Consider the following 14,108-nt stretch of genomic DNA (forward strand, 5'->3'; position numbering starts at 1 on the left):
TTCGGGCCCTGTCTTCATCGGCTCGGTACGTACCCGAGGTGCTTGTCAACTACGTTCTCGAGCGGGTACCCCGCAACCCAGCGTTCGAAATTGTCGGTGAACACGGTTACGAGGTCATCTCGCCAGCCGGCGAAGTCGCCCGAATTGTGGGGCGTGATCGAGACGTTCGGCATGTCCCAGAGTGGATGGCCTGCGGGGAGCGGTTCCGTGTCGAACACGTCGAGCGCGGCGCCCGCGATCGTCCCCGCCCGGAGCGCGGCGACGAGGTCGTCGGTGCGGACGAGCTCACCGCGTCCGACGTTCACGAACCGGGCTCCCGGCTTCATCGCGGCGAACGTCGAGTCGCGGAACAGGTGGCGGGTCTGCTCGGTGAGCGGTGCCACCGCGATCACGTAATCGGCGACGGCGAGCTGCTCCGGGAGATCCTCCGTTGCGGAAACCGTTCCGAAGTCGGGGTCGGCGTTGCGTGCGGTGCGGCCCGACCCGCTGACCTTCATGCCCGCTGCGCGGAGAAGCCGTGCAATCGCGCGGCCGATGGGACCGGTGCCGACGATCAGGGCGGTGCGGCCCGCGATCCGCTCGGATTCGCGGTGCTGCCACGTGTGGGACTGCTGCAGGCGCAGCGAGCCCGGCAGATCCTTCGCGAACGAGAGGATCTGGGCGAGCACGTACTCGGCGATCGCCCCGTCGAACACGCCCCGTGAGTTGGTGATCGTGACGTCGCTGTCACGGGCCTCGGGGAACATCACGGGGTCGACGCCCGCCGCGGCGATGTGCAGCCACTGCAGGGAACCGGCGGCGTGCCAGGCTCCCGGCACCGCGTCGGTGAGGAAGTCGTAGAGGAACAGCACGTCCGCGCCGTCGAGGGCCTCGCTCAGCCCCGCCTTGCCGGTGTAGCGAACTTCGGCACGGGTCGCGACGGGTGCCATGAGTTCGTCGCTCGGCAGGACGTGGGCATGTAGCACCGCGACGATCGGGTTCCGACTCACGTTGACACCGTATGAGTAACTCGTATGATTGTCAACAATCTGATAATGCTCGGGCGCGGCCGAAACGAAGGTGAGGCCTGGTGTTGGAACTGAACATTCCCGAATTCGAGGGGCCTATCGCGCAACGGGGAATCGGCATCATCGCCCCGTTCGACCTGGCGCTCGAACGAGAACTGTGGCGATGGGCTCCCCTCGAGGTGAGCCTCCATCTGGCGCGCACGCCGTACGAACCCGTGCCCGTCAGCCTGGAGATGGCCGAACTCGTGTCCGAGCGAAGACACCTCATGGCGGCGACGCGCGACGTCCTGCACGTCGAGCCCGAGGTCGTGGCCTATCTGTGCACGTCGGGAAGTTTCATCAAGGGCCTCGAATACGAGCGAACCCTGTGCGACGCGATCTGCGAGGCCGGCGCCCAGCACGCGATCACCACGTCCGGTGCGCTGGTCGAGGCGATCGAACACCTCGAGCTGAGCAGGCTGTCGGTGATCACGCCGTACGACGCCCCGCTGACCGAACGGCTGCACGCGTTCCTGAACGAGGCGGGCACCGAGGTGGTGCGCTCCGATCATCTCGGGCTCGGCGGTGGCATCTGGAAGGTCAACTACCGCACGATCGCCGAGCGGATCATTGCCGCGGACGACCCCAGGTCGGAGGCGATCTTCGTCAGCTGTACGAATCTGCCGACCTACGACGTCATCGCCCCGCTCGAGCAGGAGCTCGGGAAACCGGTCCTCACCGCCAACCAGCTCACGATCTGGGCATGTCTCGGCCGGATGAAACTCCCCATGACGGGCCCCGGCAAGTGGCTCCGCAATGTCTTCTGACATCACCCTCACGACACGGAAAAGAGGAGAACGTATGACGAGCACGCCGACCCCCACTGTGGGATTCATCTACCCCGATCACGCCGCCGAGGACGACTACCCCTTCGCCGCGGAGATGCTCGGAGTGGATCTGCCGGTCGTGCACATCTACGGCACCGACTTGCACGCCGTGCCCGAACTGCTCGACCTGGGGAGCCCCGAGAAGCTCGCAGGCGGGGCCGCACTCCTCGCCGAGGAGAAGCCGGACGCCGTCGTGTGGGCGTGCACCTCGGGCAGCTTCGTCTACGGCCCCGACGGGGCGAAGCAGCAGGCCGAGACGCTCGCCGCGGCCACCGGTGTACCCACGTCCAGCACCAGCTTCGCGTTCGTCCACGCCCTGCACGCGCTGGGAATCACCCGCGTCGCGGTGGCCGCCAGCTACCCGGAGGACGTCGCGAAGCTGTTCGTCGAGTTCCTCGCCGCCGCCGGTATCGAGGTGCTGTCGATGTCGAGTGCGGGAATCGACACCGCGGCCGAGGTCGGTCTCCTCAGCCCGGAATCCGTGGTGGAACTCGCGGTGGAGAACGACCACCCGGACGCCGAAGCCCTGCTCATCCCCGACACGGCCATGAGGACGCTGGGTGCGCTGAGTACTCTCGAGCAGCGCCTCGGCAAGCCGGTCCTCACGGCAAACCAGGTGACCATCTGGGAAGGCCTGCGTCTTGCGGGCCACACGGCGGTGCACCCGTCGTTAGGAACCTTGTTCGAGAAAGGCCACAGTCATGGCTCTGACTGACCTGGAACCCGTCAGTCGTCAATCGACTGCCGAATTCATCGCGGACCGCCTGCGGGTCGCCATCATGAAGGGTGCGCTCGAACCGGGTGCACAGCTGGGCGAGGCGGAACTGGCCGCGCATTTCCAGGTCTCGCGCGGGCCCCTGCGCGAAGCCATGCAGAGGCTCGTGTCCGAGGGCATACTGCACAGCATCCGTCATCGCGGGATCTTCGTGACGGAACTGACCCTCGACGACGTCGTCGACGTGTACCGCAGCCGCTCGGTCATCGAGCGCGGGGCGCTCGAAATGATTCTCGACGACGGCCGCCGGGAAGCCACCTACCTGGCGCTCGAACCCACCGTGCTCGTGATGCAGGCCGCGGCCGAACGCGGCGACGCCGCCGCCGTCTCGGACGCCGACCAGCAGTTCCATCAGATCCTGGTGGAGAGTTCGCAGAGCCCGCGGCTCATTCGGGCGGCGAGGACGCTGCTGATCGAGACCAGGATGTGCCTGGGTGCGTTGCAGACCACCTACGACGACATCCGCGAGCAGGCGCAGGAACATGCCACCCTGCGCGAGGCGATCCGGTCGGGTACAGCTGGAGAGGTGCAGAAACTGCTCGCCGAACACCTGGACGACGCCGTCCAGCGGCTCCGCGCCGACCAGAAGACTCTGTCGTCGTAGCGACGGAGAAGCAGAGGTAAGTGCCGAGGAGGGACAATGACTCAGGTAGCTGAGGTTCATGGACACACCAACCGCCACGATCGCTACCCCACCCGGATCGCCGCCGAGCCGTCGATGCTCCAACGAAGCGAACCCGCCGTGTGGGGCAGACCCGCCCACGGGCCGTTCGATTCGTCGGCCCTCGCCGGACACGAGTCACGCGGCTTCACCATCATCGACAAGGTCCTGAACGCGAGCGAAGTGATGTCGTGCCGGGAGGAACTCGACCGGCTGTCCCGGGACCCCGCGATGCGTGACAGTGGGCGCGTCATCTGCGAACGCGGCACCGACGAGGTTCGTTCCGTCTTCGACGTGCACCGGCGCGGTGACGTGGTTGCCGAGCTGATCCGCGACGGCAGGATCCTCGACCGCGCGCGACAACTCCTCGGCTCCGACGTCTACATCCATCAGAGCCGGATCAACTCGATGCCCGGTTTCAAGGGCACCGGTTTCTACTGGCACTCGGACTTCGAGACCTGGCACGCCGAGGACGGTCTTCCCGTCCCACGGGCCGTCAGCTGCTCGATCACGCTCACCGAGAACTACCCGTTCAACGGGTCGCTGATGGTGATGCCCGGTTCGCACAAGCGATTCGTCCAGTGCGTCGGCGCCACCCCCGACGACAACTACACGTCGTCCCTCGTCTCGCAAGAGGTCGGGGTTCCGCGTCGGGAGGACGTGACGCGGATGGCGGCGGAGTTCGGGATCGACCAGTTCACCGGTGCCGCAGGCACCGCGCTGTGGTTCGACTCGAACCTCATGCACGGGTCGGGGAACAACATCACGCCCTACCCGCGGTCGAACCTGTTCCTCGTGTTCAACAGTGTCGAGAACACCCTCGTCGAGCCGTTCGCCGCGGCGCGTCCGCGGCCGGAGTACATCGCGTCACGCGACTTCACTCCGCTGTCCTGACGTGAGTGGCAAGGAGTGCTCCGGCACGCCTTGCCACTCACCTATGCGGGGACCTCGTGCAGGGCTCGGGCGAGGTGGGCGAGCTCGGGAATGTCGGCGGCCCGGTCGAGCGCCGCTTCCAGTGTGGCGTCGTGGGTGGGACGGGCCTCGTCCAGCGCCGCCCGCCCGGCCGGTGTGAGCTCGGTGTAGATGCCGCGGCGGTCGTCGTCGCACAGAATGCGGGTGAGCAGTCCGCGGTTCTCCAGACGGTTCACCAGCCTGGTGGTGGCGCTGCTGCTCAGCGCTGCCGCGCGGGCGAGTTGCGCCATGCGCATGTGCCAGCCGTCCTGACGGCTGAGGGCGTCGAGCACCGTGTACTCGACCACCGAGAGATCGTGCCCGCGCTGTAGGGCGCGCTCGAGCTCCGCCTCGAGCAGCCCGTGCAGGGCCGCGAGCGTGCGCCATCCCTGCGACCGGATCTCGACGGCGTCGTCGGCGACTGCCATTGCCCACCTCCTGTGGATACGACTGCCAGGCCAGAATACCAGCTTGCGCACATATCAGGCGTGTGCAACTATTTATGGCGCGCCTGCAGCTAATGCAGACGCGGTATTCGAGCTAGCGCTCTTATCTCCCAGTCTGTACGAAAGGAGTGGCTGCGATGCCACTGGGTCTGCTCGCCCTCGCAATGGGCGGCTTCGGGATCGGTCTCACCGAATTCGTCATCATGGGGTTGCTGCCGGAGGTGTCGGCCGATTTCCAGGTAAGCGAGTCGGTGGCCGGCTACCTCATCTCCGGCTACGCCCTCTCCGTCGCCATCGGGGCGATCGTCATCACCGCAGCCGTCACCCGCTTCGACCGCAAACGTGTGCTCCAGGCGCTGATGGTGCTGTTCATCGGCGGCAATCTGCTGTCGGCGCTGGCCCCGACGTACGAGGTCATGATGGGCGGACGCGTCCTCGCAGCCCTGTGCCACGGCGCGTTCTTCGGCATCGGCTCGGTCCTCGCCGCCGACCTCGTGCCCGCGAGCAAGCGGGCAGGCGCGATCGCGACGATGTTCGCTGGACTGACCATCGCCAACGTTCTCGGCGTCCCGTTCGGCACGTTCCTCGGCCAGCAGTTCGGCTGGCGTTCCACGTTCTGGGCCATCACCGTCATCGGCGTCGTGGCGTTGATCGGCATCGCAACGCTGGTGCCGTCCGTGTCCCGTCCGGCGGACGCACCGGAATCCGGCGGTCTGCGTACCGAACTGCGGGCGTTCCGGTCTCCGCAGGTGTGGTTCTCGATCGCCGTCACCATCCTCGGATTCGGCGGCATGTTCGGTGCGTTCACGTACATCGCATTCACCCTCACCGAGGTCGGCGGATTCGCGTCGACCAGCGTCCCCTGGCTCCTCGTGCTCTTCGGCGGCGGTCTGTTCGTCGGCAACGTTCTCGGTGGACGTGCCGCCGACAAGGCACTCACCCGCACGCTGATCACGGTCCTCGCCGTGCTCACCGTCGTGCTCGTCGTGTTCGCGCTCACCGCGGGGAGCAAGCCGATGACGATCGTGGCCCTGTTCTTCATGGGCGCCTTCGGTTTCGCGACCGTCCCCGGGCTGCAGATGCGGATCATGAACTACGCGGCACAGGCGCCGACGATGGCGTCCGGCGCGAACATCGCCGCCTTCAACGTGGGCAATGCACTCGGGGCCTGGCTCGGCGGCATCACCATCGCCGCGGGACTCGGCTTCACGTCCCCGATCTGGATGGGTGCCGCGCTGACCGTCGGTGCGCTCGCCGTTCTCGTCCTCGCCACCGCAGTCGACCGGCGGTCGAAAGATCAGTCGGTGGAGGAGGATCCGGCGGTGGTGTCGGTCTAGTGTCAGCGCGGCGGCGTCGCGTCGCCCGGTGCGCGCGTGAGGGTGGCGATCGTGTTGTCGTTCTGGCTGGTGGCGTAGGCCTTCGCGCCGTCGGCGGAGACCGCGACGCCACCGGCACTGTCGCCGACGGCGAGCGACGTCACCTCGGCGTTGGTGCCCGGATCGAACACCGTGACGGCGCCGCCCTCGGAGTCGACGACGTACAGCGTGTGTCCGTCCCCGGTCACCGCGGCGCCGCCCATCGTCCCGTCGACGCCGAACGTGGCGGTCACCGTGTTGGTGGTCGCGTCGATCACCGACATTTCCGCGCCGCTCCGCACGTAGGCCCGGTCGTTCGTGGCCGTCACGGCACTGGGGTGGGAGGCGACGGGAATCGTGTCGACGACACTCGTCGTGGCCGTGTCGATCACCGTCACCGTGTTGTCGGAGGAGTTGGTGACGTACACGTGCGTGCCGTTGGCCGCGATCTGGATGGGGAAGGCGCCGACCGGAACCGTGGCGGTCACCGTGTTCGTGGCGGTGTCGATCACGGAGACAGTGCTCTCGACGCCGTTCGTGACATAGGCGTGGGCGCCGTCGGCGGAAACCGCAACCGCCAAGGCGAACTCGCCGACCGGGATCGTGGCCGCCACCGTATTGGTGGCGGTGTCGATCACGGACACCGTCCGGTCGGCGGTGTTCACGACGAACACCCGCGCACCGTTCGGGGTGACGGCGATCCCGGTGGGTCCGCCGCCCACCGGGACGGTGGCGGTGACGGCGTTCGTTGCGGTGTCGATGACGGACACGCTATTGGCCCCGGAGTTCGTGGCGTATGTGACGGCGCCGCTGGGTGCGACCGCCACCTGCATCGGCGTCAACCCGACGGGAACGGTGGCGATGACGGCGTACGTCGGCGCCGCACCGGCGGTGGTGGCCAGGAGGCCGAGCGTGGCGACGCCTATTGTCAGGACAGTCGAAGTGCGGGCGAACATCACCGTCGTAGTGTCTCCCGCACCCAGGCTGTAGTCGGGGATGTCCGCAAGATCACGTGGCAGGGTCGGCGAGTCCCCCCGAGTTCGCGGTCTCGCGGGTTCGCTGGGCCAGCTCGCTGAGGCGGCGAGCGCGGGCGATCTCGGCCGGCGTGAACGGCTCGTCCACCGGCCGCACGAAGACGAGCGGCTCACCCTCGCCCGACGGGATCGCGACCGACGCCGCCGTGGCCGGATGGTCGCTCACGAGCGAATCGACATACTGGGCGCCGAGCAGCTCCGCGATCGACAGGGGCAGTTCGGACGGATCGGCCGCCACCCGCGACGCCAACGTCAGCGCCTTCGTCTGGCCGTCGATGAGCGCGAGCGCCGAAGCCGGCCAGATGCCCACACTGCGGCCGCCTCCGGCCCGGACGGCATGGGCGAGCGCCTCTTGCGACGTCTCGCGGCCCGCGCCGACGATCAACTCGTCGAGCGAACCGCCGTCCAGGTGATGGACGTGCACGGTCAGGATGTTGGCATCCAGCTTCGCGAGGTTGCGGGCCAGCGACTCGAGCTGTCCCGGTTGGTCGTTCACCCGGACACGGATACGCCAGAGTGACTGTCCGGTCGAGAGATGGCCGTGCCTGCCGTCGGGCGGACCGTGCAGCCAGCCGCCGAGCAGTCTCATCGCCGACGGCTCCACCACCCAGATCACCAGCACCGTGGTGCTGACGGTCAGGACCGTGACGGTCATCAGATAGGAGACGTGGAAATGAATGACCAAGGCATGAAGCCCTAGTTCGACGGGAAAGACGGCGCACAGTTTCGCAAGCGCCAGACGGAGACGGCGGGGGTGCGGAAGCCGACCGCACGCCTCGCACGCGTTGACATGAACTCCGGGTTCTCTCTCGGCATCGTTCATGCACCCACTGTCGTCCGGAAGTATTGCCGGGCAGTTTCATCGCACGGTCGGTGGTGTGACGGATGGTCGTGAAATACGTTGGGGTGCAACGCCGATGTGGTGGGCGAGACACCGCGTCGCCGCGTGTGATCGGGGGCACGTCGAGAGCTATCCGACCTCGAATTCGTTCGACGTCCCGGCGAACGCGGTGATCGTGCCTGCCGCGTCGCGGCTGTTGCCGAAGTGCTGCACACGGTAGCGCCCGGCGGGAGTTCCGGCCGGGACGTCCCACGTGATCTGCGCGACAGACCGGTTCGCCCCGGTGCGCGTCCAGCGGTACTTGGTCGACCAGTCGCCGTCGTCGGCGTGACGCACCCAGCCGTCGCCGCCCCGGCGCTGGATCTCGAGGAACGTGCCACGCCGGCGCGGGTCGTTCCGGGGGTGGCCGGTGACGAACTCGACCGCGATCTGTTCGCCCGCCGACACTTTCGCGGCAGGTTGGGTCAGTACGTCGCCGAAGACGCGGCCTGCCGGTGGTTCGTCGCGGTCGACGCCCGGACCGACGTACGGCTGGAACTGCGACAGGTCACGGGGCGCCGGGCCGCGGGGAATGTCGTTGCCGGTGCGCACAGCGTCGGCGAGCGCCGCGAATCCCTGCCGGTACGCGGGCAGCGTGTAGCGGCCGAAGAGGGTCGAGCCGCCCTCGTACTGCTGCGCGTCGTACTCCTGCGGGGTGGTGCAGTAACTCGCGTACGAGTTCGCGTAGCCCTGGAAGATCACGTTCTCCAGCGGCACACCGAGTCTGTCGGCGACGGTGCGGCGGATCCGCAGCCCGGACACGATCGTGAATTCCGCCGGGCCGCCCACGACATACACGTCGCCGATGCGGAGGATCTGAATCTTCAGCACGTGCGGAACCCACCCGTCGGGTGGGAGCAGACCGACGGCCACGAGCACGAGTTTCGGTGCTTGCGCGTCCTGCAGCCACTGCGGGATCGGCGCGTCCATCCCGCCGAGTGCGTCGACGAGCGGGTTGGTGGTGCCTTCCGGGAAGATCGGGATGGCCGGACCGTCCTCGGTGCTGCCCGCGCTCATGGCGGCCCCGACACACGCGGGGGACGTCCGGTAGGTGCGGCCGTCGGGGGTGAATTCGCCGCCGACCTCCTGATTCGCCATGTCGAGGTACATGATTCGGCTGTCCACACCGCCGGTGAGGGTCTCCGACGCCGACTCCCACGCCGTGCGTGCGGCCGCGACCTGCCGCTGCCCGATGATGCGTGTGTTCTCGAACTCGTCGTCGGTGGGACCGTGGCCGGGCCGGAGGTCGAGGTTGGGAGACATGTCGCCGGTGTTCGTCTGCGGGAACGCGGCGACGAAGTTCGGCTTCTGGTCGTCGAGGTAACGGACACCCTCGTGGTCGTGTTCCCAGAAGTAGGCGGCCGCGCCCTTGTTGTCACCGGAGATCAGATGGTTCGTGTTGGTGAGCGAAGCACCGTGGGTCGGGAACCAGTTGATCGCCCCGACGTCTCTGCCGCCCTGCGTGATTCGCAGAACCCGCATCGAGGTGTCGATGCCAAGGGGGTAGTAGTCCCGGTCCTCGGCGGGGTTGCGGTCGAAGGCGATCCGCGAACGGTTGACGCTGGCATCGGTGAGTTCGCTGCGGCCGTACGACACCGAACCGGGGGCGAGGGAATCGTGCGCGGCGGTGATCGCCTCGACGATGCCACCGACCTCGGCGTCGAACACCTGACGATTGTGGCCGAGCACGGCGAGGTTGTAGGCGTAGTCGTGGGACGCGCCGCCGCACGCCGCGTGGGAGTGCACCGCCGTGAGCATGACGTTCCGCTCCGTGTACAGGTCGCCGTGGAGTTCCGCGAGCCGGGCCAGCACTGCGTCGTGCACGGACTGGAAGATCATGCACACGTCGACGCACACGTAGACCACGCGCTGCCGGCCGGACTCGGCGAACACGAACGCCCGCGCACGGGTCCGCTGATGCAGTCCCTCGGCGCGCTGCTCGAAGCTGGAGTACCCCATCATCCCGACGTCGGCGACCGGCCCGGTGGCGTCGGAAATGCCGACGCCGACGAGGAATTCGGAGTTCTGGTCGGGATTAGCGGCCGCCGTCCCGGAGCCGAGCGCGGCGAGCGCCGGAGTCAGGGCCGCCCCCGCGAGCACGCTGCGTCGTCTGATCTGCACTATCGATCGTCCTTTCGGCGGTCGTCCCTCTGGGGCGCCACGAATTGGTCAAGCGTCCAGAAGCGTCGCCGGTATTGGACCCCAGTTCGGTAATCGGCGCAACCCCCACGTGAGTGGCGAAGTGTGCCCGCGCACACTTCGCCACTCACGTGCGGTCAGATCGGCTGCGCGTCCCCGAACGTCATCTTCAATTCGGGGATCGAGGACGTGACGAGCGCCCGTTTCGGAAGTCCCAGCGACCGCAGTTCGTCCGCGATCGGGTGGCTGCCCAGTTTCAGCTCCGCGCCTCCGGGCCGGGAGCGGATCCCGGTCGGGTTCATGTCCCAAGTGGTGAACCGGGTGAGCCCGTCGAGGTGCGAATAGGCGGCCAGCGACGTGCCTGCGCCCGAACCCGGCACCGCAATACCCGGTTTGACGCTCAACTGGGCGATCAGCCGGCCGCCCTCGCTCACCGAACCGCGCCTGACGGAACCGGTGTGGTCGACATCGAAATCGGCCAGGAACTTCGGGAAGCCCCAGATGCCGCGGCCGGCGGCCAGAGTGAAGTCGCCGTCGACGGGCAGCTGATGAATCAGCGCACCCGCCCGGCCCCGGGCCAGCGCCTTCAGGTCCTGGGGGACCGAGGTGCTGTCGGCCCGGTGGTCGCGGACGAGGAACGCCACCCCGAATTCGTTATACGGGCCGAGATCGCCGTCCACGTAGTCGACGAACACGAGGACGCAGATGCCACGTCCCGGCCGGAACTGCAGGATCTCGAGGCCGGTGTAGTCGATCAGCGACTGGGCGGCGGCGGTCGGCACCGAATACATCGCCATGAACGCCGACGCGGCCCGGATCTCCACGGGCATGTCGACCTGCTTACCGAGAATCTGATGCGACGTCACAGCGCGACCACCCCGCGCAGACCGTCGGCGCCGAACATGGGCTCGAACATCGACGTGAAGTCGGGTCCGCGACGCAACATCTGGCCGCCGTCGACGTTGATGATCTGCCCCGTGATCCAGGTGGAGTCGGGGCCGAGGAGGAACTTGGCGAGCGCGGCGATGTCGGTGACCTCGCCGACCCGTGCGATCGGGGTGTTGGCCAGGTAGTCGTCCAGGACGGGTCCGCCGTCGGTGATGAGCGCGACGAGGTCGGTGCGGGTCAGTCCGGGGCGGATGCAGTTGACGCGGACGTTGCTCGCCCCGAGTTCGTCGGCGGCGAGTTGCGTCAGGTTGTCGACACCTGCCTTGGACGGACCGTATGCGCCGAACCAGCGGTGCGTGTTGCTGCTCGCGATCGAGGAGATTGTGACGATGGAACCGCCGCCCCCGGCGACGAGCGCCCGCGCGGAATGCTTGATCGTCAGCATGGTGCCGGTGACGTTCAGGTCCACGGTCCGCCGCCACGCGTCCACGTCGAGTTGGGTCACGGGTCCCACCGTTTCGTTCCCGCCTGCGCACGTGACGACGCCGTCGAGCTGCCCGGTGCGCCCGGCCGCTGTGGCGACCGCGCGGATGATGTCGTCCTCGTTCGTGACGTCGGCGGTGACCGTGTCGACGGTCCCCGCGGGATCACCGGCGGTGATCTGCTCCGCTGCGCGTACCAGTTTCTCCTCGTTGCGACCGCAGATCGTGACGTGGACGCCGTCGGCCGCGAGGGCGGTGGCGACGCCCAGTCCGATGCCACTGCTGCCGCCGGTGACGAGTACGGACGTCTTCGCGAGCCCGCTGCTGCCGTCGTTGGTAACCACGTACACCTCCAGGTAATAGAACTCGTGTCAATTATCGAGCCGAGGATCTGTGAAACTTGCCGCTATACCACTGCGTCATAGTAGGAACACGTTCTATTATCGGGGCACGATCGGCGGGATTCAATGCGGAGGAGTACCTCGATGACGAACAGGCCGGATTTCGATCTGATCGACGGACGGTTCTACTCGGGCGAACTCGGCGACCCGCGGGAGGCCTACGCATGGATGCGCGCCCACGAACCGGTGTATCGCGCGGACGGAATTCTCGGCGCCGCGTCGTACGAGGCCGTCCTGGCGGCCGAACGCGACCCGGAGTTGTTCTCGAACGCGGGCGGAATCCGCCCCGGGGTGGGCCCGCTGCCGCAGATGATCGACATGGATGACCCGCAGCACCTGCAACACCGTCGCCTCGTCAACGCCGGCTTCACCCGTAAACAGGTGGAAGCGAAGACCGACCGGATCCGGGAGATCTGCGATCACCTCATCGACGCCGCGTGTGACAAGGACGAAGTGGACTTCGTGCGCGATCTGGCGGCGCCGCTCCCCATGGCCGTCGTCGGTGACATGCTCGGCGTGCGGCCCGAGGAACGCGACACGTTCCTGCACTGGTCCGACGACCTGATGAACGCACTCGGCAGCAACGCCACCCCGGAGGAACTCCAGGCCCAGGCCAACGCGTACCTGGCATTCAACGAATTCACGCTCCGCACCATCGCGGAGCGGCGGCAGAATCCGACGGACGACCTCACCAGCATCCTCGTGCACAGCGAGATCGACGGTCACCGGCTCAGCGACCCGGACATCGTCGGCGAAACCCTGCTGATCCTGATCGGCGGCGACGAGACCACCCGGCACGTTCTCAGCGGCGGCATGGAACAACTGCTGCGGCACCCCGACCAGCAACAGCGGCTCGTGAACGACCCGGACGGCATCCCGGCGGCGGTCGAGGAGATGCTGCGCTGGTCGTCGCCGATCAAGAACATGTGCCGCACCGTCACCCGCGACGTCGAATTCTTCGGAACCGACCTGCGCGAGGGCGAGAAGATGATGCTGCTCTTCGAATCCGCCAACTTCGACGAGGCCGTGTTCGAGCATCCCGAGGTGTTCGACATCGAACGGTCGCCGAACCCGCACGTCGCATTCGGTTTCGGCACCCACTTCTGCCTCGGTAACCAACTCGCCCGGCTCGAAGCGAAGATCATGTTCGAGCAACTGCTGTCGCGGCTGCCGGACATGGTGCTCGTCGACGACGGCCCACTGCGGCGTCGTCCCGCCAACTTCGTGTCCGGGCTCGAGGAGATGCCGGTGAAGCTCTAGGCGCTCCGCGCCCGTGCGCCTTTTTGGCTGTTCCAGCAACCAAAAAGGCGCACGGGTGGCGGAGCCGCCTACTCCGGGGCGCCGATGTTCAACTCGTCCGGGTGGGCTCCGACACGGGTGCCGTCGTCCATCGTCTCGATCTCGCTGAGGTCCTGCTCGCTGAGCTCGAAATCGAACACGTCGATGTTCTCGCGGATCCGCGACTCGTGGACCGACTTGGGGATGACGATCAGTCCGCTCTGCAGATGCCAGCGGATCAGCACCTGGGCCGGGCTCTTGCTGTGCCGGTCGCCGATGCGGGTGATGATCGGGTCGGTGAGCAGCGTGTTCGGCTTCGAGTTGTCGCCCCACCCCGAATTGCTGGTGCCGCCGAGCGGGCTCCACGATTCGACGGCGATGCCGTGGTCGACGGCGAACGTCCGGATCTCCTGCTGCGCCAGATGCGGATGCAACTCCACCTGATCGACCGCCGGAACGACGCCGCCCCGGTCGATCAGCAACTGCAGGTGACGCGGTTCGAAATTGCACACACCGATCGCCTTCGCGCGACCCGACTCGGCGATCTTCTCCAGCGCATCCCACGTGCGGAGGATGCGGTCGTCGTCCTGCAGCGGCCAATGGATCAGGTACAGGTCGACATAGTCGACGCCGAGACGTCCGAGGCTGGCGTCGAACGCCTTCAACGCCGGCTCGTAACCCTGATCGGCGTTCCACAACTTGGTGGTGAGAAAAATGTCTTCGCGGGCGACACCCGAGTTCGCGATGCCACGGCCCACCCCTTCCTCATTGCCGTATGCGGCGGCGGTGTCGATGTGCCGGTAGCCCGCCTCGTCCAGGGCGAACCCGACGGCGTGTTCGGTCTCGTCGTTGTCCGCCTGCCAGACTCCCAGGCCGAGCTGCGGGAGGATGGTTCCGGAATTCAGCACGATGCTGGGTACTCGAGGACTCATGCTGTCCAGGCTA

At 67.2% G+C, this 14,108-nt stretch carries 14 protein-coding genes; 6 read left to right on the plus strand and 8 right to left on the minus strand.

Annotated elements, in window-relative coordinates; translation table 11 throughout:
• Positions 1 to 14 precede the first annotated feature (14 nt).
• On the minus strand, positions 15 to 989 hold the full coding sequence (locus tag ACLIVD_RS04610) for a D-2-hydroxyacid dehydrogenase (protein WP_317570238.1): 975 nt from the start codon (positions 987 to 989) through the stop codon (positions 15 to 17).
• An 83-nt stretch (positions 990 to 1,072) separates the two neighbouring features.
• Here ACLIVD_RS04610 and ACLIVD_RS04615 point away from each other — a divergent pair, with 83 nt between their 5' ends.
• The 4 genes from ACLIVD_RS04615 to thpD are packed head-to-tail and all read left to right on the plus strand — an operon-like array spanning position 1,073 to position 4,203.
• Complete coding sequence (locus ACLIVD_RS04615; RefSeq protein ID WP_037242482.1) at positions 1,073 to 1,813, plus strand: maleate cis-trans isomerase family protein; 741 nt, start codon at positions 1,073 to 1,075, stop codon at positions 1,811 to 1,813.
• A gap of 34 nt (positions 1,814 to 1,847) precedes the next feature.
• A complete protein-coding gene (locus tag ACLIVD_RS04620; protein WP_011596947.1) occupies positions 1,848 to 2,588 on the plus strand; it encodes a maleate cis-trans isomerase family protein in 741 nt (246 codons plus the stop codon).
• Complete coding sequence (locus ACLIVD_RS04625) at positions 2,575 to 3,252, plus strand: GntR family transcriptional regulator (protein WP_283334856.1); 678 nt, start codon at positions 2,575 to 2,577, stop codon at positions 3,250 to 3,252. The genes ACLIVD_RS04620 and ACLIVD_RS04625 overlap by 14 nt, the downstream gene beginning before the upstream one ends.
• Before the next feature lie 36 nt (positions 3,253 to 3,288).
• Positions 3,289 to 4,203: an ectoine hydroxylase gene (gene thpD, locus ACLIVD_RS04630; RefSeq protein ID WP_491932024.1), complete on the plus strand. Its 915-nt coding sequence runs from the start codon at positions 3,289 to 3,291 to the stop codon at positions 4,201 to 4,203.
• Between the two features lie 41 nt (positions 4,204 to 4,244).
• Here the strand turns inward: thpD and ACLIVD_RS04635 are convergent, their stop codons facing one another.
• Positions 4,245 to 4,688: a MarR family winged helix-turn-helix transcriptional regulator gene (locus ACLIVD_RS04635; protein ID WP_009477657.1), complete on the minus strand. Its 444-nt coding sequence runs from the start codon at positions 4,686 to 4,688 to the stop codon at positions 4,245 to 4,247.
• Between the two features lie 155 nt (positions 4,689 to 4,843).
• Between ACLIVD_RS04635 and ACLIVD_RS04640 the strand changes: the two genes are divergently transcribed.
• Entirely contained in the window at positions 4,844 to 6,043 is a 1,200-nt protein-coding gene (locus ACLIVD_RS04640; protein ID WP_491932025.1) for an MFS transporter, read from the plus strand.
• Between the two features lie 2 nt (positions 6,044 to 6,045).
• Here ACLIVD_RS04640 and ACLIVD_RS04645 read toward each other — a convergent pair whose 3' ends face one another.
• From ACLIVD_RS04645 to ACLIVD_RS04665, 5 genes are all read right to left on the minus strand, one after another.
• Positions 6,046 to 7,017 carry a YVTN family beta-propeller repeat protein gene (locus ACLIVD_RS04645; protein ID WP_491932026.1) on the minus strand — a complete coding sequence of 324 codons (972 nt, stop codon included), beginning with the start codon at positions 7,015 to 7,017 and terminating at the stop codon, positions 6,046 to 6,048.
• 52 nt (positions 7,018 to 7,069) lie between these two features.
• On the minus strand, positions 7,070 to 7,918 hold the full coding sequence (locus ACLIVD_RS04650; protein WP_491932027.1) for an ACT domain-containing protein: 849 nt from the start codon (positions 7,916 to 7,918) through the stop codon (positions 7,070 to 7,072).
• A 147-nt stretch (positions 7,919 to 8,065) separates the two neighbouring features.
• A complete protein-coding gene (locus ACLIVD_RS04655) occupies positions 8,066 to 10,096 on the minus strand; it encodes a neutral/alkaline ceramidase (protein ID WP_491932028.1) in 2,031 nt (676 codons plus the stop codon).
• Between the two features lie 155 nt (positions 10,097 to 10,251).
• Positions 10,252 to 10,980 (minus strand): acetoacetate decarboxylase family protein, encoded by a 729-nt coding sequence (locus ACLIVD_RS04660; RefSeq protein ID WP_283352936.1) that lies wholly within the window; start codon positions 10,978 to 10,980, stop codon positions 10,252 to 10,254.
• Positions 10,977 to 11,828 carry an SDR family oxidoreductase gene (locus ACLIVD_RS04665; protein ID WP_491932029.1) on the minus strand — a complete coding sequence of 284 codons (852 nt, stop codon included), beginning with the start codon at positions 11,826 to 11,828 and terminating at the stop codon, positions 10,977 to 10,979. The genes ACLIVD_RS04660 and ACLIVD_RS04665 overlap by 4 nt, the downstream gene beginning before the upstream one ends.
• Before the next feature lie 141 nt (positions 11,829 to 11,969).
• Here ACLIVD_RS04665 and ACLIVD_RS04670 point away from each other — a divergent pair, with 141 nt between their 5' ends.
• Positions 11,970 to 13,145, plus strand: a complete 1,176-nt coding sequence (locus ACLIVD_RS04670; protein WP_283334847.1) for a cytochrome P450 — start codon at positions 11,970 to 11,972, stop codon at positions 13,143 to 13,145.
• 68 nt (positions 13,146 to 13,213) lie between these two features.
• Here the strand turns inward: ACLIVD_RS04670 and ACLIVD_RS04675 are convergent, their stop codons facing one another.
• Positions 13,214 to 14,095 (minus strand): aldo/keto reductase, encoded by an 882-nt coding sequence (locus ACLIVD_RS04675; RefSeq protein ID WP_491932030.1) that lies wholly within the window; start codon positions 14,093 to 14,095, stop codon positions 13,214 to 13,216.
• Positions 14,096 to 14,108 lie beyond the last annotated feature (13 nt).

This window comes from Rhodococcus sp. G6(2025), from assembly GCF_058628105.1.

Excerpts from the sequence above, each read along its gene's own strand:
- ACLIVD_RS04620 (WP_011596947.1), top strand. The coding sequence starts at position 1,848 with ATGACGAGCACGCCGACCCCCACTGTGGGATTCATCTACCCCGATCAC.
- thpD (WP_491932024.1), top strand. The coding sequence starts at position 3,289 with ATGACTCAGGTAGCTGAGGTTCATGGACACACCAACCGCCACGATCGC.
- ACLIVD_RS04675 (WP_491932030.1), bottom strand. The coding sequence starts at position 14,095 with ATGAGTCCTCGAGTACCCAGCATCGTGCTGAATTCCGGAACCATCCTC.
- ACLIVD_RS04640 (WP_491932025.1), top strand. The coding sequence starts at position 4,844 with ATGCCACTGGGTCTGCTCGCCCTCGCAATGGGCGGCTTCGGGATCGGT.
- ACLIVD_RS04670 (WP_283334847.1), top strand. The coding sequence starts at position 11,970 with ATGACGAACAGGCCGGATTTCGATCTGATCGACGGACGGTTCTACTCG.
- ACLIVD_RS04635 (WP_009477657.1), bottom strand. The coding sequence starts at position 4,688 with ATGGCAGTCGCCGACGACGCCGTCGAGATCCGGTCGCAGGGATGGCGC.
- ACLIVD_RS04645 (WP_491932026.1), bottom strand. The coding sequence starts at position 7,017 with ATGTTCGCCCGCACTTCGACTGTCCTGACAATAGGCGTCGCCACGCTC.
- ACLIVD_RS04650 (WP_491932027.1), bottom strand. The coding sequence starts at position 7,918 with ATGAACGATGCCGAGAGAGAACCCGGAGTTCATGTCAACGCGTGCGAG.
- ACLIVD_RS04625 (WP_283334856.1), top strand. The coding sequence starts at position 2,575 with ATGGCTCTGACTGACCTGGAACCCGTCAGTCGTCAATCGACTGCCGAA.